This window comes from Magnetospirillum sulfuroxidans (genome assembly GCF_018224925.1).
In the GTDB taxonomy this organism is placed as follows: Bacteria; Pseudomonadota; Alphaproteobacteria; order Rhodospirillales; family Magnetospirillaceae; genus Magnetospirillum; species Magnetospirillum sulfuroxidans.
On sequence record NZ_JAGTUF010000006.1, the window covers coordinates 55,469 to 74,590 of the forward strand.

Genomic DNA, 19,122 nt, shown 5'->3' on the forward strand with positions numbered 1-19,122 from the left:
GCGTCGCCTGAATCGTCATCAACGAGCCGACCCGTGGGGGGGACATGGCACGAAACGATGTGAAACTGACTGGCGTTGAACGCACCTTCGGAGCTGACGAAATCATCGTCAGCAAGACCGATCTGAAGGGGCGCCTGATTTATGCCAATGAGGTCTTTTTGCGTTTGGCCAGCTATAGCGAAGCCGAGGTCATCGGTCAGCCGCACAGCCTGATCCGTCATCCGGAAATGCCGCGCTGCATCTTCAAGTTGCTGTGGGACACCATTCAGTCCAGACGGGAATGCTTTGCCTATGTGGTCAACCGTTCCAAGAACGGCGACCATTACTGGGTGTTGGCCCATATCACCCCCACTTTCAATGCCGCGGGCGAGATCGTCAGCTATCATTCCAATCGGCGCGTGCCCAAGCGCGAGGCGATCGCCAAGGCGGAAGCCTTGTATGCCGAATTGGCGGCAATCGAAAATAAAGCCGACGATCGCAAGAAGGGCATGGAAACGGCCTATCAGGTCTTGAACGATAAGCTGCTGGCGCTGGGGGTGCCCTACGATGAATTCGTCTTCGCTCTCTAAGGCGTGGATCGCCTCGGCCGTGGCCGCCGTCGTTTCGGTGGTCATGCTGGTGCTGCATCTGCTGGCCGCCGACGCGCTATCGTCCCTTTTGGCCGCCGTTGCCGCGATCTCGACGCTGTTGTCGTTGTGGATGATCCTGCGCACCCGCTCGGCCGTGCATCGGGCGCGGGCCATCCTGGCCCAGGCCGCCGCGGGCCGGTTGGATTCCCGCGTTGTCGGGATCAGGGAAGCCGGCGTGCTGGGTGATTTGGATCACGCCATCAACCGGTTGCTTGATTTGACCGAGGCCTTCACCAAGGAAGCCGACGCCGCCATGGCGATGACCGCCCAAGGCCGCTATTTCCGTCACATCTTGCTGGAAGGCTTGGTCGGCGAGTTTTCCGATCATGCCCGCCTGATCAACAGCGCGCTGACCAGCATGGAAAACAAATCCAAGGAATTCGTCACCGAGGCGACCGGCGTCGGCAACACCATCAAGCACATGAGCCAGGCGGTCGCCGCCACGGCCACCGAGTTGGAAGCCACCGCCCAGCAGATGCGCGACATCGCCAACCAGACCAGCAACCAATCCTCCACCGTCGCCCGTGCCGCCGAGGATGCCTCGGCCAATGTCGAATCGGTGGCTTCGGCGGCGGAACAGGTCTCGTCCGGCATTCGGGAAGTGGCTGCCCGTATTCAACAATCGGCCAATATGGCGCAAGACACCGTGCAGGTGGCGGGGCAGACCGATCACGCTATCCAGGGGCTGGCCGATGCCGCTCAAAAGATCGGCGACGTGGTCAAGATGATCACCGAGATCGCCAGCCAAACCAATCTGCTGGCGCTGAACGCCACCATCGAAGCGGCCCGCGCCGGGGAAGCTGGCAAGGGCTTCGCCGTCGTCGCCAACGAAGTCAAATCCCTGGCCAATCAGACCAGCCGGGCCACTGACGACATCACCAGCCAGATCGAAAGCATGCGTCAGGCCACCCGTGGCGCGGTCGATGCCGTGCGCCGCATCGCCGGCATGATCAGCGATATCAATGACAATTCGTCCGGCATCGCCGCGGCCACCGAACAGCAATCGGCGGCGGTGGCTGAAATCAGCCGGGCGATCCGCGATGTCGCCGCCGGGGTGCAGACCGTGGCCGGCACCATCAACGAAGTGTCGGAAGTGGCCGGCACCGCCACCGAGGCCGCCGATCAGGTCCTGATCGCCGCCGGCGACATGGCGGCGCGGACGGTCGGCATGAACGACGACATCGACGCCTTCATCATTCGGGTCTGTTCCGGGATGCGGATGCAGTAGGCGCGGCCCGTTCAGACGCCACGCGGGGGTATGCGCGAGGCGCGGCCCGTTCCGGGCTCGTTCAGACGCCACGCGGGCTCAGTCTTGCTTGGCCAGCAGGTCCAGCAACGGCGTCCATTCGGCGGCGTAATCGCGGGCGCGGCGTTCCTTGGCTTCCAGCACCGAGGACCCCAGCGCCGCCACCGACGGATAGATCTGGCTGTCGCGCAGCCGCGCCACCACCGGAAAACCAAGCGAGGCGAAGAACACATCCAGTTGTTCGGTGGCCTTGAGCCCGAGGCGCAGGCGGTTGCCGACGATGGCCACCACCCGCTTGTTCTTGCGCACGGCCTTGACCTCGGACAGCTTTTTCAGGAAATGGGCGGTGGCGTCCTGGTCGAAAGCGCCGGGCAGGACGGGAACCACCACCACGTCGGCGATGGCGATCAAATCCTCGACGTCCTTGTGATGCATGGCCGCCGGGGCGTCGATGACCAGGCGGTCGATGCCCTTGGGGGCCGAACCCAAATCCTTGGACCAATCGAGGCCGGTCACCACCGGAGCGCTTTCATCGCGGCGTTTCAGCCAGTTCAGCGATGATTTCTGGCGATCGCAATCGGCGATGACGGTTTTCAGGCCGGTGGCGGCGAACGAGGACGCCAGATGGGTGGCGATGGTGGTCTTGCCGCACCCGCCCTTGATATTTCCGACCAGTACCGACAGCATCGCCGCCCCCTTCTTTCGTCTTTCACGGGGCAGGGTAACACAGGCGGCGAGGCGCGAAAGGTGAAGATCGCGCCCCGCCGCCCTGGAATCATTCTCCGTACAGGCGGCGGAAGCCCGTCGATACCTTGTCGATGAAGGCGGGGTCGCGCTGTTTCCAATAGCGCGGGTCTTGCAGCATTTTCTTCAATTCGCCTTCCGACGGTTCGGATTCGCGGCTGCTGGGCTGGCGGCCGACGGACGGTTCGCCCGAATTCATCATGGCGCGCATGGCGATGATGCCGTCGGCGGAGGTGGCCAGGGCCTGATACACCTCGGGGGCGAGATTGCTTTGCCCCCAGGCCGAGACCTGACGGGCGGTTTCCGACCATTTGGCGTCGCCGCCGAAATGATCGCGCAGGCGTTCCAGGCTGCGCTGGCTTTCATATTCGCCGGCCATCTGCTCGATGGTCGGGATAACCCGTTGATGCGCCAGATCATAGACCAATTGCGCCTGTTTGGGGGTGAAGCCGGCCTGATGCAGCGCCCGATTGACCTCGGCATCGGAACTCAGCATGGGATGGCGCTGTTCGATGGCATATTGGTCGGGGCTGTCGGGAACCCCCAGCGCCCGGTGAAAGGCGCAGCGTTGTTCGTCGGAACAATCGTCGCCAGGGATTTCGACCATGCGGTGCATGCGCCGTTCCAAATCCTGATAGGCCTGCAACAAGGCTTCGGTGCGCAAGCCGCCGGTGGCGGGATCGCGGAACTTGTCCGGGATGCCGGTGGGCTGACGCGGATCGGCTTCCGGCTCCAGGGAATCTTCATAGTACATCTTTTGTTCTCCGAACTAAATGTGTAGGGAACCGTCGCGGCCGCGTTCGACCAGCGACAGGATGTGGCTGGCCAGCAATCGCTGGCCTTCCAGGCAGCGCAGGGATGCGTCGCTGGCTTCGGGACCAAGACAGCGGTCCAGGGTCAGACTGCGCAGATGCGCCAGGGCCAGATCGCCATCGGCGCCGGAAAAAGCGCGGGCGAAGGCTCGGGCGATGGTCAGGCGTTGGCTGTCGTCGGGCGCGGCCGGTTGTTCGAACCAGGCCCAACCGGCATCAGATTTGGACATGGGGAACCTCTTGTTGCTGCGGGGTTATCATCAGGTCGGCGGGAATGTTGAAGGCGCGACCAAGCCATTGGGCCGTGGCGGCGGCATCGACCACCGCCAGTCCGGCCGGGCCAAGTTGAGCCAAGGCCGACAGCCAGGTCAGCATGCTCTGGGCATCACGCTGGGCCTGGGATTGCGCCAGGGGTGAACGATATTGCAGATCGATGGTGTGGCCATCGACCAGCAAGGCCGGGATTTCGCCGCGGCGCCGCAAGATATGGACGGCCCGTAAAATAAGCGGCGTCAGCAATTCCGATTGCAGCCGGCCATAGGTGGCGCCAAGCAGGCGGGCCATGTCGGCGGCCCGTTCCAGGATTTCGGTCGCCGTCATCTTGGGGGCCTCGGTTTGCCCCAGCTTGTCGGCCAACAGCGCGTGGCGGATGCGGCCGCGCAAATCGTCGAGCACCAGTTGCGAGATATCGAAGCGGCCGGGCGATTCCAGCGGCTTCAAGCCGGCCGAGCCCACCGCCTTGGGGATAATGGTGCCGGGCACCAGTTTGATGTTGGCCGGATTGAGCACGCCATCGTCATCGGCCTGCCAAATGCCGGTCACCGCGATGGTGGCGTTTTTCAACACCAGTTCGACCACCTTGTTGGCGGTTTTGATGTCAGGCAAGGCTTTCATCACCGGGGAGCGGCCATAGATTTCCCCTGGCGCTTTCAGCCAGCGGAAATTGATGAACGGGCTATGGCCGAAACGCCCTTCGGCCAGCAAGGGGGCGTCGTCGTCGCCCTGTTCCAGGACGGCGGCGTAATCGTAATGGCCGCGCTGGTTGGGAATGACCGCCTCGATGATGGCAAAGCGGGCCTGTGGGTCTTCCTCGCCCTGGCGCAGCAAGGAATCGGGCCATTCGGCCGCTGGAAAGCGCAGGCGCAAGGCGGCCAGGGTCAATTCGTTGCGGCGAAAGGTGCTGTCCAACTTGCCGTCGGGGCCTTCTTCCAGGACGGCCTGGGCCAGTGGCACGGCGGTGAAGCGAAAGGCCGACGGCTCGCCCGGCTGCGCTTCCTCGAACAACAGGCAGGCGGTGCCGCCGGTGACCACGTCAAGATAGCATTGGTGCATTTCCACGGCGAAGTTCGAGCGGTCGAAATGGCTTTGCAAGATGGCCCCGACCTTGTCGAGCAAGGGCGCCACCTGCTGGCGTTCGGATTCCTCCAGATCGGGGCCGGCGGTCAGGCCGAACCATTGGGCCCAAGGCGGCGTCAGTTCCGACAGCAGGCTGGCGGCCAATTGATCGACGGCATCGGCGGCGGTGCCGTCGAAGAGGCGGTCGCCCTTTTTCTCGCCCGGATTGGGCTGGTGCAGCACGGCGTCGCGCAAAGGCAAGGCGTAATCATAGCATTCCTGCCAATGGGCTTCCCAGGTCGAGCGCCGTTCCTTGGCCTTGCGATAGCGTTGGCGGAGCTGATCGGGAGCGCGATCCGGCTCCGGTGGGTGAAGGGATTGGGTCATGTCATTCCCCCAACAAACGCTTGGCGTCGCCGCTGACCGGGGTCAATACGCCGCGTTCTCCGGTGGTGACCATGCCGGCCCGGCCACGGCGGTTGCGATTCATGGTTTCAAGGCGTTGCGCCCGAGCCTCGGCCTCGGGATCGGTTGGCGTCGGCAACGGTGTCGGTTCCGGCGCCGTCGGGGTGCTGCTGAAAAAACCGCCCATCGGGCTCTCCTGTTCGTCTTTTGTTCCAATTGGCGCCAGAGAAATGTCCCGAAGGGCAGGGGCCGAGGCGCTAACTTGAACTAATGGGGGAAAATTATTTCTCATATATAACCAAAAGAAGCAGCACATTCAAGGTATATTTTCCTTTGATGTCAGGAGGCGGTATAATTGCCACGGGGTGATGACGCCACCGGCCTGAATGCCGAGAATCCGTTTCACCGCTTCGACGCAGGTATAGGGGCGCCATGGCGCGGCCCGTCGGGGCGGGGGGCGCAATCGGGTGGTCACCACGGTGATGCCGTGGCGGCGGTAAAAACCAGCCAGACCGGCGATGGTTTCCACCCGGATCGTGGTGTGATGTGACAGCGGGTCGATGACCACCCAGAACGGCCCGCTGCGGACGGCGACAAAGCAATGACGAAAGCCTGGGCGCAGCAATCGCAGCCACCATAAATCGGTGGTGTGAACAAAGCCGACCAAGGCGCAAGAGGCGGGAATCATGCGACGATCCCCTTGTTCCGTAACGATGTTTCAAGTTTATCCAAGGCTTCTCGCCAAAGAATATCCTGGCCTTCGGACCAGGATGTGGTGCCGCCATCGCCAACCAGACGGGTGGCCAATTCGGCCAGAACGCGCAGATGGCCTTGACTTAGTCGGCCTGTTCGGAACAGGCGCATGACTTCGCGGTGGATGTCGTCGGGGTCGCAGGGGCGGGGAATGGCGGCCATATCGGCACGGGGGCGACAGCCGGCCAGCCGGGCCATTTGGCAATGGGCGTACCAGAGCCAGGCCTCTTCGGCGCATCTAAAGGGTTCGGTTGCGCACACCAAGAGGTGACGCGGCATGAAACGCGGTCGGGCCATGAGGGCACTCCGTACGAGAACGCAAGGAGAACATTGAATCCGCCGATTGCGGATTTTTGTCAAGAAGTCATAGGTTATTATTCCTGCTGTTTTCCGTGGCCGATTCAGGGATCATCTTCCCATGCTGACGCACACCGATATCTGGGCTGCCCTTGATTCGCTAGCCCGCGACCATGGATTGACGGCGTCGGCGCTTGCCCGGCGTGCCGGGCTGGACCCGACCACGTTCAACAAAAGCAAGCGCATCACGCGGGAAGGCAAGCCGCGTTGGCCTTCGACGGAAAGCGTCGCCAAGGTGCTGGACGCCACCGGCGCCAGCCTGGGGCAATTGCTGGTCTATATCGACGATTCGGTTCCCAGCGAAAACGGGAAGGGACCGACCATTCCGCTGATCGGTTCGGCCCAAGCCGGCGATCGCGGATATTTCGACGATGCCGGCTATCCGTGCGGCGGCGGCTGGGATGAAATCCCGTTTCCCGAAGTCGGCGACAACAATGCCTATGCCCTGGAAGTCTCGGGCGACAGCATGGAGCCGCTGTATCGCGACGGCGACATCGTGATCGTTTCCCCCGCCGCCTCGGTGCGGCGCGGGGATCGTGTCGTGGTCAAGACCATCGAGGGCGAAGTGATGGTCAAGCAATTGATCCGCCAGACCGCCAAGCGCATCGAGCTGGCCTCGCTCAACCCCGCCCATTCCGGTCGTTCATTCGCGACGGAAGAGGTTTCGTGGCTGGCGCGCATCTTGTGGGCGAGCCAATAAGGCCTTGCGCATTTGTTCGCTTTATGTTCTAAATCGAGCATGCGTTTCATCTTGCTTCATTCGGCCGTGCCCGGTGACGAGCGCCGTTATGACGGCCCCATTCCCCGCCGCGATCCGCCGCCAATGGCGGGGGCGTCCGCTGTGTTGGAGCGGTTGGCGGCGGAAAGCCGTGCGCAGACGGCGCGGCGGCGACAGCGGATCAACGCCGTGCAGGTGTTGGAAGATGGCGCCTTGTCTCAGCGCAGTCGATCCTTGAACGATTACCGGCGTCAGGCCATGGCGGTGCGCAATGCCGGAAAAATCAATGGCGCGCCGGCCTAAGCGCAGAAGCGTTTGGCCAGAATTTCCGCCACCGCCGCCGCTCCCAATCCCAAGCTAAGGTGGAGCGCTTGCAAGATTGCGCGCATTTCGGCATGACCGAGTTGGGCCATGCCGACGACCGGGATCACAAGTCCCAGCGCGATGGCCGCCCACGCAAGCCAGCCGGCGCGGCGACGGCCAAGGATGGCCAGGCCGCACAGGGCGAGAACCAGCGCGGCGCCGCAGGCCATGTGGACATGCAGGGGCAGGCCGACGCCAAGCCAATGCATGAGCCCCAACACCAGGGCGGCCCCGGCGGCGGTCCGGGCGACGATGAGCAGAGCTTGCTTTTTCATGGCGTCTTTCCTTCCTGGTTGGGATCGGCCAGCAGCCGTTTCAAGGTTTTTTCCGCTCGGTTCTTGCGTGACAGCAAGGTGCCGATGGGCTGGCCCCATTGTTCGGCCAGTTCGCGAAAGGTGTAGCCTTCGACCTCGACGGCGACCCAGACCTCGCGCTCGGCCAAAGAGAGCTGGGCGAGTGCCGCTTCCAGCAGGTCGCGCCATTGCTGGTGTTGGGCGTTCTGGTCGGGGCCGGGCGCTCGGTCCTCTTGGTCGGGCGACAATTCCTCGGTGCGGCGGTGGCGTCGCAGCAGGTCGGTCAGGCTGTTGCCCACCGCGCGGAACAGATAGGCGGTCAGGTTTTCCACCTCGGCCAGCAGATCGGCTCGTTCCAACAAGCGGAGCACCGCGTCCGAGACGACGTCTTCGGCATCCAATTCGGAAAATCGTCCCAAGCGGGCACGGACCAGCCGCGTTATCTTGTCGCGTTCACGCGTTATCGTCGCGGTCAGGCGTTGCCGTCCGCCGTTGTGATCGGGGGGCATGTCAATGGTGACCGCACCCGCGACCGCTTTCGCCCGTCTGTTTGTCGGCATAGGCCTGAAAGGCGCTGGCGCCTTCGGCATCCCACCAGGCCGAATACAAGGCGGCGTTGGCGCCATGGCGGTGGCCGAATGTGCGGGAAAAGCGGCGATGATGCCCATGCCGGCCAGGGGTGAAGCGCCCGGTCAGGACCCGGACCAGCACCAAGATGGCGACGGCGTGCCAGAAATTCAACGGCGGCAGGCCGAACAGATCGGGGATCACCGCGTTCCAGGCCAGCATGACGACAGCGCCGAAGACGATGGCGAAGACCAGGGCGGCGGCCAGTCCCAGCAGGACGTGGCGGATCATTCGAAGGGGAGTGCGGGAAAACATTGGCGGCGCCTTCATGTCGGTTGCTTGGCAGGGCCGGGGGTTCCCGGTCATACCCTTGTGATCATGATGACGAGCGGGACGGGAATTTTATTGCAGCCGCCGTGGCGAAATTTTCATTCCACCGCCTCGTAACGGATTTCGATGATTTCCAGCGTCTCGATGCCGCCGGGAATGCGCAATTGCACGGTGTCGCCCTCATAGGCTTTCATCAGGGCGCGGGCGATGGGGGCGATCCAGGAAATGCGCCCCTTTTCCAGGTTGGCCTCGTCGATGCCGACGATGGTCACCGTCTTTTCCTCGTTGCGGGAATTGGCATAGGTGATGGTCGCGCCAAAGAAGACCTGTTCGGTATTGGTCTGGGTTGTGGGGTCGACGACGCGGGCGGCCTCGATGCGCTTGGTCAGGAAGCGTAGGCGGCGGTCGATCTCCCGCAGGCGCTTCTTGCTGGCCGTTTTAACCCCAAGAACATACTCATCATTTAAAATCAATGAGTTAAATGGGTGGCCATAATTCGGCGATATACTCGTTAGACGACATTTTAATTTTCGGGCGCGCGGGCGACTGCGAAGTGTAAGACGGCGCGGCCAGCGCCGGCTCACTTCGCTGGCGACCGCGCGCAACCTCACTGGCGATTCGCGAGCGCCTCGATTGTTTTTTGAGCGACTTCAAGATCGCTTTCAGACAGTGTCCGCAGCGTGAGGACCACCCTGTGCTCCCGAGCAACGCGGCCCACATCCCGACCCAAATCTTCGTCGGCAAAGAGCTCCGCCAACCGCAAGCCAAGAGCAGAACACAGCGCCTGAAGCGTCTCGATCGCAGGCATGGTCTTCCCGCGTTCGATATTCGAGATTGTCTCGGGGGTGCGATTGATCCGCTCGGCGAGCTGCTCCTGGCTCAGGCCAGCGCTTTCGCGCCCCGCTCGTACCTTTGCCCCTAAAACAGATTTCAGATCGGTTGCCATGAACCGAAGTGTCTCTTCGACTCACGTGCTTGACCATCGGGAGTCGTTTCGCCTAATGAAGGTTATGGCGAAATCTGATTTCGGATTGCGGGGTTATGAGGACAGAGCTAACGCTTGACGGCGACATCGCCGCAGAAATTGCCGATTTCGCATTGGAGAGGGTTGGGCGTCAGGTACCTGGCTTCGGCCCAGCCGACGTAATTGCGCACCTGTGTGGGGCGACCGCTGGGATCCTGCTCGGGAGTTTACCACCGGACCAAGCCATCAAATCAACTGAGGGATGGCGCCTCCTCCTCATTGAAGCCATCAAGCAGTTGGCCGCTCATCCGAATGCCGACCAAATGGAGGGATAGGCTTTGCCACGTTCGCTTCTGCCTCCCGATCTCACTGGCGATGGGCGAATTGCATACCAGGGACATTGGATTTCGGAGCACCGCGATACTGAGGTATCCGGAGATGGCGGGATTCGAAAGTTTCGCGAGATCTGGGTGAGGGATCTATGTGGCGAGGAGCGTCGATGGGAGATGCATGACCGGCGGTTTGGCGCGCTTGAAGGGTATTCGATTGGCATCCTCGCATACCAGCCCGATGATGGGGAGGGGCTTCTCCTAGGCGTGGTCAATTACCACACCGGCGAGGCGCGACTGCTTCCAAGCAGGCGTTCCGGCCTCGGGTGGAAGGTCTGGCTCGGCTATTTCGCCCTGTTGCTCTTGGTAGAGGGCGGGGATCCCTGGCGAATGTACGCCTGGCTTGGGGGCGTGGTCCTTTTGACGGGAGCAACCGTATATTCAGCTCTTGGCGATGTCCGGCTCGCGGAAAGGGACCGCCGACGGCTTGCATTCCTTAAGGAACTCGGATGGGCAGGGAACTGATAATTCAAATTGAGGCCATAACCAAGCCTGGGACTTATTCCCGTGATATTCTCGGCCTAGGTTCGGCCATCTCCACGAGGTTCATGCTGGCGCTATAACCGCCCGTCCTGGGCTTTTCCTAACTCATCACTGGCCCAGATGTTCGCCCACAGCATGGGCTGCTTCTCGGTACCCAAGTCCATTCGACGGACAGTCCCCCAGGGCATTTCCTGCCTCTGACGATCCAAATTCAGGCGCACATCAGTCTTGCCCCTTGGGTGCCATTGCCGGCCAGGGATCATTGTCGTTGTTCGCTGCTGCTGGCATTGCTGCCTCAATTCGGTCTAACGCAGCCTCCAGTAGATGGGGCGCATTAAGCGACGAAGGCCTCAGGTGTGCAAGTTGTCCATCAGAATCGCGGCGAATGACGCAGGCGGCCACTCCAAACGGTGCGGTCCACCCCCGGCTCTCCAAGATACGCATGTACATTCTTATCATGCGAGCCTCCAGGTCCGATAAATAGGCGCGCTTGCATCTGCGTCGCAATATGCAAAGCACATTCAGTATCAGCACGGTAGTCAGGCGACAGCACCAACGTCAACCGTTAAATATTCGATTGGTTTATGTGGGTAAATTTAAGTGCATTCAGCATTACACATTTAGATTGTGCCTAATATTATTTATTGAGCACTGTAATTTTCAGAAACCACTCCGCTCTGAATGCCCCTGGTTCAAACATTATGGCGCCGGGTCAGTGGCCGAAAAATTTCAGCCGATAGTGTTTTCCCCGATACCCATTGTCCAAAGCGCCCCCCGGTCATCCCCACAGCGGAATGTTCAGGGGCGGCATTTTTCTCCGGCACATCCATTGATATGCTGAACATGGTGGCGAACTGGTGGCTGAAAATTTCCGTGCTACGTGAAATTTTCCTCGCAAAAACGCTGATCATCTCAATAATTCGACCAAATTTTCATCGCTAGGCCAGTGAAAATATATGTGTTGATCCGCCTTTCTACCTTTCATAGGCTTCCACGTATGGGATCAACCGACATCACAGAAACGACGGGAGCAGGTGAGCCTGGCTTAGCGCGGAATGAGAGGGGAAGGGTCAATGGACATCGCGGAAACCGTCAAACTCATACACAACAATGACCCACGGAGCCTGCACGTGCTCCGCGACGCCTTGCTCCCCTTGCCTTATCAGCTTGCCGATGTGTTCGTCTGCCGCGATAGATCGTCGTTCGACATTCGCTGGTACCAAGTTAAAGACACCAAAGGGTCGATTAAGCATTTCGGTCGCTTGCACAAGGATAGTCAATGCAATCGAATTACTCCGGGAACGCCACCCTGGACACTGATGTATCGCGAAGGTGTATTTGAAGTTCTCGATGTCTGGGACCGGAACCACATTCTAGGAGGCAGCGACGATTACCTGGCAAAGCAGGATAACGCGTATGCTTTGTTAGAGAGGGCCTATCCGGAAATATTCATGCGGGACCGGTTGCACCGGAGGCTAGTACACGGCCTGAAGGATCTGTCGCTGTTCCGTATCCGGCGGACTATTGAGGAGAGGGAGTACACTATTTGTTTTCGTTTTTTTAATAGGATCGACGACACCAGGGGTGACGCGGCCAGGGATGAGGCGACCAGAGGTGAAGCGGCCGAAAAGACCATTGCCCCGGACATTACCGAGCGCGCCCTCGCGCTTCAGGAAACAGTGCTGTCCTCCATTCCCCATTTTCTGTCCTGGCCGACATCGCAGGAGTTCTCCGGCCTAAAGGCGCGTTGCGGCTTCATCCAGCGGAACATCCGCTTTCTCAGCTACGTCGGCAACCCGAACTGCATCTGGCTGTCCGGACCGGACCCGCTCGAAAGGGAATTTTGGGCGCGAGCCATCCACAATCATATGGCCACGCGGGGTACCGATGCCCCAAGGGATCCAATAGTTTCGCCACCCGATCCCGTGCCGTTCTTCGGTGATCCTGGAAGTACCTACCTAAAGTTTTCTGGAAATGATCCCGAAATGTTGAGGGGGACGCACCTAGATCGCGCGCTGAGCGACCCCAAAATGGCCACCATCTATGTTGACGATTTCGACCGCGCCCCCGCACCTGCGCTGCTGGCTCTGCTCGACGCCGCCGTTGGACAGCCCGTGCGGAAAATCGATGGTACGTTCATCGATCCAAATCGACTGACCATTATTCTTGGGTCCGGACCGCAGGCGACGGTAACGCTCACACAGAATATCGACCAAGATCAGCATCTATATATTGCCAGTCGAAAATTCTATCTGCCCAAGTTTCAGGAGCGGAGCGAAGAAGGGGTTCTCGATGCCGTCGATAACGCCTTCACGTGGGCCAAGGCGAAGGTCGGCGTCACGGTGCCGGATCTTGCTCTCGACGATACGTGGCGGAAAGACCTGGCGCAGGCGCTGCTCTCTCGCGAAGCCCCTGCAGTCTCGATGCGGGATGTCGTGCGTCAGCTAATGGATGCTTTGAAGCACCTCCCATCCGACACGACGGTTTTGCGGCGTCCTAGGACGCCGATCCCACCAGGCCTTCCAAATCCGCGTTCAGAAGAGGAAATAATCTGGGACTTCATCCAACTCATGATGAAGCGATTTGAGGAAATAAAGGCGAACGGGAACGGCGCCGCATCAATTAGAGGCCCCATGTCAAAACAGGCCGACCTCGCTTCTGTTATGATCATGAAAGAGATGAGAAGACGTGGCGATAATGAAAAAATTATTTCTACTACACTTGGCGTCGATATTGTCACTGTTAGGACAAAACTTAATATGTAATATGGCGGACGAATTAAGTGTAGCGAAGCGCGGTTGAGCGCAGGAACGGAGGCTAAGAAATCACCATGCAGTACGAACACGAGAGGTGGCTTTCCTGGAATCAGCCGGCGAATATCCTCATGATCACGCTTCCTCTCGAGGCTGGCGTCTACAGGGCAAAGGAGTTCTTTGGCCAAAACTGGCCTCTGACAATACTTTATTTCGAAGGTGATCAAGTTGTCTGGTTCAATCGGTGGGAAGAACTGCGCTCTCTGGGTGAGAAAATCCTCGATTCCTGGCTCCTTCCCGGCGCCTCCGAGCAGTTCTTTACTGGCTTCGAGCAGGAATGCAAGACGATGCGACGGGCAGTCCAGGACATGGTGCAGTTGCTTGAGAGCAGCGATCCACCTCATGCAGTCTTGGCTGATCACTACCGGGCCTTCGTCGATAAATACCTTCGGTGGTATGCAATCGGCTGGTGTGCCGAGCCGGTCCAGTTCTGCGCTGAACGAATTCTAGTCCGCGAGTTGGAGCGCCTAGTGGCTTTGGGGCACATTGAGGGTGAGAAGGTCATAAGCGGGAAGATCCATCTATTCTCCCCCACCGCCATGACCTATCAGGCCAAGATGGAGATTTCGTTTGCTGCGTGCGTGGAGACCGTCCTCGCCGCCCTTCGTCGAGCCGGCTGGTCGATTGCCGACGACATGCCATTTTCCAGGGAGGAGCCATTCATCACCTGGTCGGCAGTGCTCAATGATCCCATCTATGATGATGCACGCCGGATGTGCCAAGCACATGCGGCGGAGTTCTATTGGTCGCGCAACAACTATCTCAATACATGCAAGTTGACCGGTCCGGACGTCCTTGATGAGGTCGGCAAGGCGCTCAAGGACAGGCCCCCGCAAGCAATCCGGAAGGGAGTGGCCGACCTTGAGGGGATGTTTACCCGCGAGAACCCTTCCCGCCGGGAGCTGAAGCAAAATCTAGGCGCCTATCACCGGGCCATCGTCGATATCTTGGGCAGCAACGCCCTGCTGAAAGACCGCCGTAAGGAAGTTATCAGTAGGGTCAACCATGTCCTCACCCTGTTTCTGGAACGGATCGCAGCAGACTTTAGCATCACCCTCGGGCAAGCGCAGCAGATGCTGTCGGCGGAGATTGAGGAGGTATTGTCGCAGGGCCGTATTTCCGAGGCGCTGTGCGAGACACTAACGATGCGGCGCGAGAAGGCGGTCGTCATCTGGTGCGAACACGACGTGGCCCCGATCGAATACACCTCCCTGCGGCGTCTGCGGGACTCTGGACAGGACCGATACCCGCCGTTGACGGAGTGGACCATGGGCGGACCGACGATCGTCGAGGGCGCGGCTGCGGCAAACGACATGCTGGCGGCTCTCAACGGCAAGTTCGGCTTTGTTCTCGACCTGGAGAAGCGGGTGACCAGCAGTCGCATCAAGGGCGACTGTGTGTTCTTTAATCCCGGCGAGTTTGAGATCAAGGGAACCGCCCGCATCGTTCTTGATCCCAAAGTGCCGGGCAACTTCGAGAAAGGCGACGTGCTGATCGCCCCCTCGACGACACCCGACTACCTGGCCCTGATGAAAAAGGCCGCGTGCATCGTGACCGACTGGGGTGGATGGACGTCACACGCGGCGCTGGTTGCTCGCGAATTCGGCAAGCCGTGCATCGTCGGCACCAATTACGCGACCAAGATCTTCGCGGACGGGGACCAAGTCGCCGTCATCCTGCCGGATGGGATCATAGAGAAGTCACTTCTAGAAGAACCGGCTTAGTCAGGAGACAGGACCATGGACATCATTATGTGTGATGTGCCGCAGTTGGCCAGCCCCCTCGATGTAACGAGGATCGGCGGAAAGGCTCTGCACCTCTTCAAGCTCATTGAGCATGGTTTTCCGGTTCCTGCGTTCTTTTCTCTGACGGTGGAGCACGCGAAGGAGATCGAACTCGAACAGGAGCGTATCCTTGCCGCATTCGACGCCTTGAACTCCCCGCGCGTGGCCGTGCGCAGTTCCGGTGTCGATGAGGATAACGCCCAAGCCTCGTACGCTGGCATGTTCGAGACGTGCCTCAATGTCTCGCGCGATACGCTGATTGCCAGCATCCACAAAATCTTCGAATCGAAAGATACCGAAAGGGTTGAGGGGTACCGGGCAGAGAAGGCGCCGCAGCACAGCCACCCCAGCTCCATGGGGATCGTGGTGCAGTGCCTCGTAAATAGCGATGTCAGCGGCGTTGCCCTGACCCAATTCAACACGCCGGCCGATGGTGCCGGGCTGTTTGCCGTTATCGAAACGTGCTGGGGACTGGGCGAGACCCTGGTGCAGGGGCTGGACACGCCGGAACGCTACATCATTGACCGCAGGCGGCTGAAGGGCGATGGCAACGATGGCGCGGCGATCCAGCGCAATCTCGGCAACCAGCTAACCATGCAGGTGGTTGCCCCTAAACACGGCGGGCACCCGGTCGTCAATGTACCTGTCCCAGTCCATATGCGGCTACGTCGCCGTCTGAGCACGCAGCAGGTCTCGATGGTTACGCTTATGGCGTGCTCTATCGAGGAAAAACTTTTCGGCGGCGAACCTGCTGACATCGAATTCGCCCTAGCTAACGATGTGCTTTTTATCCTTCAGGCGCGCCGGCTAGCCAGCCGGGGAACGCCAGCCTGAACCGAAAGATCATGGGATGGTCGCAATGAAAATTCTGAAGGAATTCCATCACTTCAAGGCCGGCAGTCTCGGCAGCGAGCGCGTTTCCCATTACGAGCGCTTTCTTCTCGACCGCATTCTGGAAAAGGGCGCCAAAATTCCCGACAACAAACGCCAGAATTCCATGGCCTGGGAGTTGAAGCATCACGCGTCCTGTGTCCAATTCGCTAGGCTCTTTGCAAAAAAGCGCGGTTTGTCGGAAGATGTTTGTGCCGTCGGCATGCTCTTGCATGACATTTATGCAATTGATGAGGGAGAGTACTCCAACCACGCTAGGCTTGGCGGCCCCGTGGCGCAGGAAATTCTCGATCATCTCGGCGGATTCGACGAGGCGGAGCGGACGCTGATCCTGCGCATTATCACGGAGCACAGTGACAAGCACATCTTCTCGAACGACTCCTATAGCGAATTCGGCAAGGATGTGGATGTTTTAGATTGTTTTCTCTATCCGGAGGCCTTCAACTTTTACTTAAAGGAAAAACCGCCGAACAAGCTCCACGCCTACCTTTTGCGAGCAGGAAGGATCAATGCTGATCTTGGCTTGCCGATGGACAAACGTTTCGACATCTTGAAAAGCTACCAACCAGACGGAAAATGGCTTGCCTGCTATGCCTGTCCGACCGGTGTGGAACCTCTTGAAACCGCCTGCAGGTCTGGCTTGTCACTAGCAATCGTGGCAGGAACTGACCGCGAGGTCACCATTCTTTTTCCGTGCAATGAGGAGGATGCCTTTCGGACAGCCTTCGACGCAACCGGTCGCGGCTGTGTTTTATCGACAGCTCCAGTGATGCCACACCGGCTGCAGATCATTTGGCCGATCCTCGGCCTGTACGAGGACGTTAGTGGCCTAGCTGCATGCAGCAACCGATTGCAGAATTTTCTTCTCTAACATTCCAGGATGTCGCCCCATGTTCACCCCACCTGAAGGTCGGGATGCCACGCGACAGCGGCGCAAAGATGAAGAGCCGCGTCATGACCTTATCAGCGAAGCCCTCGCAAAACTTGATCGTTTCGCACTCGCGGTTGGCCAGACTCCCATGATCGAGCTACGAAACCTTGGTTTGTCCAACGGCAACCGCCTGTTTGCAAAATGCGAGTTCATGAACCCGTCGGGCAACCTTTATGACCGAGTCTACGCCAACATTATGAGGACATTGTTGGCAAGCGGTCAGATCATTCCCGGAGAAACCACGCTTGTAGAAACCACTTCGGGAAACGCTGGCACGGCTTTCGCTCACATCTGTGCCCGGCTCGGCTTTCGCTGCCATGTCATCTTGCCAGCCGACACCCCTGCCAACCGCAAAGCAAAAATATACAACTACGGTGCAGAGATCATCGATTCACCAAAGGGCAAGTACGTATCTGGCGCAGTGAAGACATTAAAGAATTTTATACAAACTCATGGCAGCGAATACCGCGCAGGAACCTTGATTTGTCCAGACCATTCTCGGAACGAGTTAAGCCTGGAATCCGTTGCTATGATTGCTGACGAGATCGTGAGCGATCTTGGGCGTATGAACCTCGTTCCAGACATTCTGGTGCTGGGCTGCGGAAATGGAACAACTATCCTGGGAACTGGTGGGCGCCTGAAAGTGCTCATGCCGCATGTCCGCTGTATGGTGTTCGATCCGGTCGAAGCACCTGTAGCTCACGGTCTCCTCTATCCTGATCTCGTCCAGGACTATTCTCAGGAACGTCAACATCGAATTATTGGGACGGGCGGCCTTGGCGTATCGTTTCCTTTCCTTCACGACGAACGATTTTCTCGTTGCGTCGATGGCGTTTCCATGGTTACCGATTGGGAAATGGTCGAGGCCATGAAGTCACTGGAAAGGCGGGAGCGCCGCACCCCAGGACATTCTTCAGCAGCCGCTGTTTCTGTCGCGCTGCGCATCGCAAAAGAGGTGAGTGGAAAAAATATAGTGACAATATTTTATGACGATGCGCTGTACTATAATTGACAATGCTTTGATATGATCATCGCTATCTTCATCCCACCTGAAGTAGAATTTAGGGTGCGGGTTTAGTTTTGCGCTGCTTCTCTGCAGCGATGCCGGTTAGGGCACTTCCCGATCACATCGAATAACCACTGTTTTTGATGTAGTTTGTGCATTCATCAGGCAAGAATTCGTCGATCGCGGAGGCAATAGCCCGCCACAGGGCATCGACCGACCTAGCGGCAATCCGGCGCAGGATGGCCTTAAGTTTGGAGAAAACCTGCTCGATGGGGTTCAGATCGGGGCTGTAGGGTGGCAGGTAGCGGACCGTTGCTCCCGCCGCCTCGATGGCCTCGCGGATTCCGGCGACCTTGTGAGAGCCGAGGTTGTCCATGATGACGATGTCGCCGGGCGCGAGTGTCGGCAACAGGGCTTACTGGACCCAAGCGAGGAAGCGCTCTCCGTTGATGGCGCCATCGAACACGCAAGGCGCGGTGATCCGATCGTGCCGCAGGGCCGCCAGGAATGTGGTCGTCTTCCAATGGCCATGGGGAACTGCGGCTGACCTGCTCTGGAACTTTCATCCGGCCGAAAGTAGAGCCTCGACCGAGGTTACGCCGTTGGGCTCGGTTTGGGCAATGGGGGCAGGCTCGGAGCCCGGTACGGGCGGAGAGCCTGCCCCCATTGCCTTGAGTTTGGCGGCGTGAGCCGCCGGTGTCTGGTATCCCAGGGCCGAGTGCGGCCTGGCGGTGTTGTAGTCGGCGACCCAGGCGGCGATGACGGCGCGGGCCTGGGCCATGCTGGTGAAGACCGTTTCGTTGAGCAACTCGTCGCGCATCCGGCCGTTGAAGCTCTCGACGAAGCCGTTCTGCATGGGCCTGCCCGGCGCGATGTAGTGCCATTGCATGCAATGGTCTTGCGCCCATTTCAGCACGGCGTTCGAGGTCAGCTCGGTGCCGTTGTCGGAGACAATCATCTCCGGCTTGCCGCGCCGGGCCACCAGCGCTGTCAGTTCGCGGATCACCCGCACGCCGGAGATCGACGTGTCCGGCACCGAGGCCAAGCATTCCCGCGTCACATCATCGACGATGTTGAGCACGCGGAAGCGCCGCCCGTTGTCCAACTGGTCGTGGACGAAATCCAGTGACCAGCGGGCGTTGGGGCGGGCCTCGACGAGGATTGGGGCGCGGGTGCCGATGGCCTTGCGGCGGGTGCGGCGCTTGCGCACCATTAGCCCTTCCTCGCGGTAAAGTCGGTAGATCCGGGTGCCCGGGCATTCCGCCAGACGGATCGACAAATTGCTGCCGTGGAACTGGAAAGGTTAAAC

At 59.5% G+C, this 19,122-nt stretch carries 22 protein-coding genes and 2 pseudogenes; 9 read left to right on the top strand and 15 right to left on the bottom strand.

Going from position 1 to position 19,122, the window contains the following annotated elements; genetic code table 11:
- Positions 1 to 44 precede the first annotated feature (44 nt).
- Together KEC16_RS08655 and KEC16_RS08660 are read left to right on the top strand one after the other, a co-directional pair.
- Positions 45 to 569: a PAS domain-containing protein gene (locus KEC16_RS08655; RefSeq protein WP_211547886.1), complete on the top strand. Its 525-nt coding sequence runs from the start codon at positions 45 to 47 to the stop codon at positions 567 to 569.
- Positions 547 to 1,857, top strand: coding sequence for a methyl-accepting chemotaxis protein (locus KEC16_RS08660; protein ID WP_211547889.1), 1,311 nt, complete (start codon positions 547 to 549; stop codon positions 1,855 to 1,857). Before KEC16_RS08655 ends, KEC16_RS08660 begins: the two co-directional genes overlap by 23 nt.
- 78 nt (positions 1,858 to 1,935) lie before the next feature.
- Here the strand turns inward: KEC16_RS08660 and KEC16_RS08665 are convergent, their stop codons facing one another.
- The 7 genes from KEC16_RS08665 to KEC16_RS08695 form a co-directional block, all read right to left on the bottom strand.
- Positions 1,936 to 2,562: a ParA family protein gene (locus KEC16_RS08665; RefSeq protein ID WP_211547891.1), complete on the bottom strand. Its 627-nt coding sequence runs from the start codon at positions 2,560 to 2,562 to the stop codon at positions 1,936 to 1,938.
- 88 nt (positions 2,563 to 2,650) lie between these two features.
- Positions 2,651 to 3,373 (bottom strand): capsid assembly protein, encoded by a 723-nt coding sequence (locus KEC16_RS08670; RefSeq protein ID WP_211547893.1) that lies wholly within the window; start codon positions 3,371 to 3,373, stop codon positions 2,651 to 2,653.
- 15 nt (positions 3,374 to 3,388) lie between these two features.
- Positions 3,389 to 3,661, bottom strand: a complete 273-nt coding sequence (locus KEC16_RS08675; RefSeq protein ID WP_211547895.1) for a Bbp19 family protein — start codon at positions 3,659 to 3,661, stop codon at positions 3,389 to 3,391.
- The gene (locus KEC16_RS08680; RefSeq protein WP_211547897.1) at positions 3,648 to 5,153 is read right to left on the bottom strand and encodes a portal protein; all 1,506 of its coding nucleotides are present in this window, start codon (positions 5,151 to 5,153) and stop codon (positions 3,648 to 3,650) included. Before KEC16_RS08680 ends, KEC16_RS08675 begins: the two co-directional genes overlap by 14 nt.
- A gap of 1 nt (position 5,154) precedes the next feature.
- Positions 5,155 to 5,358 (bottom strand): hypothetical protein, encoded by a 204-nt coding sequence (locus KEC16_RS08685; RefSeq protein WP_211547899.1) that lies wholly within the window; start codon positions 5,356 to 5,358, stop codon positions 5,155 to 5,157.
- 129 nt (positions 5,359 to 5,487) lie between these two features.
- Positions 5,488 to 5,859 (bottom strand): hypothetical protein, encoded by a 372-nt coding sequence (locus KEC16_RS08690; RefSeq protein ID WP_211547901.1) that lies wholly within the window; start codon positions 5,857 to 5,859, stop codon positions 5,488 to 5,490.
- Positions 5,856 to 6,221, bottom strand: a complete 366-nt coding sequence (locus KEC16_RS08695; protein WP_211547903.1) for a hypothetical protein — start codon at positions 6,219 to 6,221, stop codon at positions 5,856 to 5,858. The genes KEC16_RS08690 and KEC16_RS08695 overlap by 4 nt, the downstream gene beginning before the upstream one ends.
- A 121-nt stretch (positions 6,222 to 6,342) precedes the next feature.
- Between KEC16_RS08695 and KEC16_RS08700 the strand changes: the two genes are divergently transcribed.
- Together KEC16_RS08700 and KEC16_RS08705 are read left to right on the top strand one after the other, a co-directional pair.
- Positions 6,343 to 6,981, top strand: a complete 639-nt coding sequence (locus KEC16_RS08700; RefSeq protein WP_211547905.1) for a S24 family peptidase — start codon at positions 6,343 to 6,345, stop codon at positions 6,979 to 6,981.
- Between the two features lie 39 nt (positions 6,982 to 7,020).
- Positions 7,021 to 7,302, top strand: a complete 282-nt coding sequence (locus KEC16_RS08705; RefSeq protein ID WP_211547907.1) for a hypothetical protein — start codon at positions 7,021 to 7,023, stop codon at positions 7,300 to 7,302.
- On the opposite strand, the gene KEC16_RS08710 is transcribed toward KEC16_RS08705, so the two are convergent.
- The 6 genes from KEC16_RS08710 to KEC16_RS08735 all read right to left on the bottom strand — a co-directional run bounded on the left by KEC16_RS08710 (position 7,299) and on the right by KEC16_RS08735 (position 11,299).
- Positions 7,299 to 7,637, bottom strand: coding sequence for a hypothetical protein (locus KEC16_RS08710; RefSeq protein WP_211547909.1), 339 nt, complete (start codon positions 7,635 to 7,637; stop codon positions 7,299 to 7,301). The genes KEC16_RS08705 and KEC16_RS08710 overlap by 4 nt on opposite strands.
- A complete protein-coding gene (locus KEC16_RS08715; protein ID WP_211547911.1) occupies positions 7,634 to 8,164 on the bottom strand; it encodes an RNA polymerase sigma factor in 531 nt (176 codons plus the stop codon). Before KEC16_RS08715 ends, KEC16_RS08710 begins: the two co-directional genes overlap by 4 nt.
- A gap of 1 nt (position 8,165) precedes the next feature.
- A complete protein-coding gene (locus tag KEC16_RS08720; RefSeq protein WP_211547913.1) occupies positions 8,166 to 8,537 on the bottom strand; it encodes a hypothetical protein in 372 nt (123 codons plus the stop codon).
- A gap of 113 nt (positions 8,538 to 8,650) precedes the next feature.
- On the bottom strand, positions 8,651 to 9,025 hold the full coding sequence (locus tag KEC16_RS19780; protein ID WP_346344055.1) for a GreA/GreB family elongation factor: 375 nt from the start codon (positions 9,023 to 9,025) through the stop codon (positions 8,651 to 8,653).
- A gap of 134 nt (positions 9,026 to 9,159) precedes the next feature.
- Positions 9,160 to 9,498, bottom strand: coding sequence for a helix-turn-helix domain-containing protein (locus KEC16_RS08730; RefSeq protein WP_211547917.1), 339 nt, complete (start codon positions 9,496 to 9,498; stop codon positions 9,160 to 9,162).
- A 1,582-nt stretch (positions 9,499 to 11,080) separates the two neighbouring features.
- The gene (locus KEC16_RS08735; RefSeq protein ID WP_211547919.1) at positions 11,081 to 11,299 is read right to left on the bottom strand and encodes a hypothetical protein; all 219 of its coding nucleotides are present in this window, start codon (positions 11,297 to 11,299) and stop codon (positions 11,081 to 11,083) included.
- A 162-nt stretch (positions 11,300 to 11,461) separates the two neighbouring features.
- On the opposite strand from KEC16_RS08735, the gene KEC16_RS08740 reads away from it, so the two are divergent.
- The 5 genes from KEC16_RS08740 (at position 11,462) to KEC16_RS08760 (ending at position 17,819) form a co-directional block, all read left to right on the top strand.
- The gene (locus KEC16_RS08740) at positions 11,462 to 13,153 is read left to right on the top strand and encodes a hypothetical protein (RefSeq protein WP_211547921.1); all 1,692 of its coding nucleotides are present in this window, start codon (positions 11,462 to 11,464) and stop codon (positions 13,151 to 13,153) included.
- Between the two features lie 65 nt (positions 13,154 to 13,218).
- Entirely contained in the window at positions 13,219 to 14,925 is a 1,707-nt protein-coding gene (locus tag KEC16_RS08745; RefSeq protein ID WP_211547923.1) for a PEP-utilizing enzyme, read from the top strand.
- 15 nt (positions 14,926 to 14,940) lie between these two features.
- Entirely contained in the window at positions 14,941 to 15,819 is an 879-nt protein-coding gene (locus KEC16_RS08750) for a PEP/pyruvate-binding domain-containing protein (RefSeq protein ID WP_211547926.1), read from the top strand.
- 25 nt (positions 15,820 to 15,844) lie between these two features.
- Positions 15,845 to 16,747, top strand: a complete 903-nt coding sequence (locus tag KEC16_RS08755; RefSeq protein WP_211547928.1) for an HD domain-containing protein — start codon at positions 15,845 to 15,847, stop codon at positions 16,745 to 16,747.
- Positions 16,748 to 16,766: 19 nt separating this feature from the next.
- Entirely contained in the window at positions 16,767 to 17,819 is a 1,053-nt protein-coding gene (locus KEC16_RS08760) for a pyridoxal-phosphate dependent enzyme (protein WP_211547930.1), read from the top strand.
- Between the two features lie 112 nt (positions 17,820 to 17,931).
- Here KEC16_RS08760 and KEC16_RS08765 read toward each other — a convergent pair.
- Together KEC16_RS08765 and KEC16_RS08770 are read right to left on the bottom strand one after the other, a co-directional pair.
- Positions 17,932 to 18,357, bottom strand: a pseudogene (locus KEC16_RS08765) (IS630 family transposase); the annotation flags it as partial.
- An 18-nt stretch (positions 18,358 to 18,375) separates the two neighbouring features.
- Positions 18,376 to 19,059, bottom strand: a pseudogene (locus KEC16_RS08770) (IS3 family transposase); the annotation flags it as partial.
- Between the last annotated feature and the right edge of the window lie 63 nt (positions 19,060 to 19,122).

Coding starts and splice junctions, on each gene's coding strand:
- KEC16_RS08655 (WP_211547886.1), top strand. CDS start 45: ATGGCACGAAACGATGTGAAACTGACTGGCGTTGAACGCACCTTCGGA.
- KEC16_RS08660 (WP_211547889.1), top strand. CDS start 547: ATGAATTCGTCTTCGCTCTCTAAGGCGTGGATCGCCTCGGCCGTGGCC.
- KEC16_RS08665 (WP_211547891.1), bottom strand. CDS start 2,562: ATGCTGTCGGTACTGGTCGGAAATATCAAGGGCGGGTGCGGCAAGACC.
- KEC16_RS08670 (WP_211547893.1), bottom strand. CDS start 3,373: ATGTACTATGAAGATTCCCTGGAGCCGGAAGCCGATCCGCGTCAGCCC.
- KEC16_RS08675 (WP_211547895.1), bottom strand. CDS start 3,661: ATGTCCAAATCTGATGCCGGTTGGGCCTGGTTCGAACAACCGGCCGCG.
- KEC16_RS08680 (WP_211547897.1), bottom strand. CDS start 5,153: ATGACCCAATCCCTTCACCCACCGGAGCCGGATCGCGCTCCCGATCAG.
- KEC16_RS08685 (WP_211547899.1), bottom strand. CDS start 5,358: ATGGGCGGTTTTTTCAGCAGCACCCCGACGGCGCCGGAACCGACACCG.
- KEC16_RS08690 (WP_211547901.1), bottom strand. CDS start 5,859: ATGATTCCCGCCTCTTGCGCCTTGGTCGGCTTTGTTCACACCACCGAT.
- KEC16_RS08695 (WP_211547903.1), bottom strand. CDS start 6,221: ATGGCCCGACCGCGTTTCATGCCGCGTCACCTCTTGGTGTGCGCAACC.
- KEC16_RS08700 (WP_211547905.1), top strand. CDS start 6,343: ATGCTGACGCACACCGATATCTGGGCTGCCCTTGATTCGCTAGCCCGC.
- KEC16_RS08705 (WP_211547907.1), top strand. CDS start 7,021: ATGCGTTTCATCTTGCTTCATTCGGCCGTGCCCGGTGACGAGCGCCGT.
- KEC16_RS08710 (WP_211547909.1), bottom strand. CDS start 7,637: ATGAAAAAGCAAGCTCTGCTCATCGTCGCCCGGACCGCCGCCGGGGCC.
- KEC16_RS08715 (WP_211547911.1), bottom strand. CDS start 8,164: ATGCCCCCCGATCACAACGGCGGACGGCAACGCCTGACCGCGACGATA.
- KEC16_RS08720 (WP_211547913.1), bottom strand. CDS start 8,537: ATGTTTTCCCGCACTCCCCTTCGAATGATCCGCCACGTCCTGCTGGGA.
- KEC16_RS08730 (WP_211547917.1), bottom strand. CDS start 9,498: ATGGCAACCGATCTGAAATCTGTTTTAGGGGCAAAGGTACGAGCGGGG.
- KEC16_RS08735 (WP_211547919.1), bottom strand. CDS start 11,299: ATGATCAGCGTTTTTGCGAGGAAAATTTCACGTAGCACGGAAATTTTC.
- KEC16_RS08740 (WP_211547921.1), top strand. CDS start 11,462: ATGGACATCGCGGAAACCGTCAAACTCATACACAACAATGACCCACGG.
- KEC16_RS08745 (WP_211547923.1), top strand. CDS start 13,219: ATGCAGTACGAACACGAGAGGTGGCTTTCCTGGAATCAGCCGGCGAAT.
- KEC16_RS08750 (WP_211547926.1), top strand. CDS start 14,941: ATGGACATCATTATGTGTGATGTGCCGCAGTTGGCCAGCCCCCTCGAT.
- KEC16_RS08755 (WP_211547928.1), top strand. CDS start 15,845: ATGAAAATTCTGAAGGAATTCCATCACTTCAAGGCCGGCAGTCTCGGC.
- KEC16_RS08760 (WP_211547930.1), top strand. CDS start 16,767: ATGTTCACCCCACCTGAAGGTCGGGATGCCACGCGACAGCGGCGCAAA.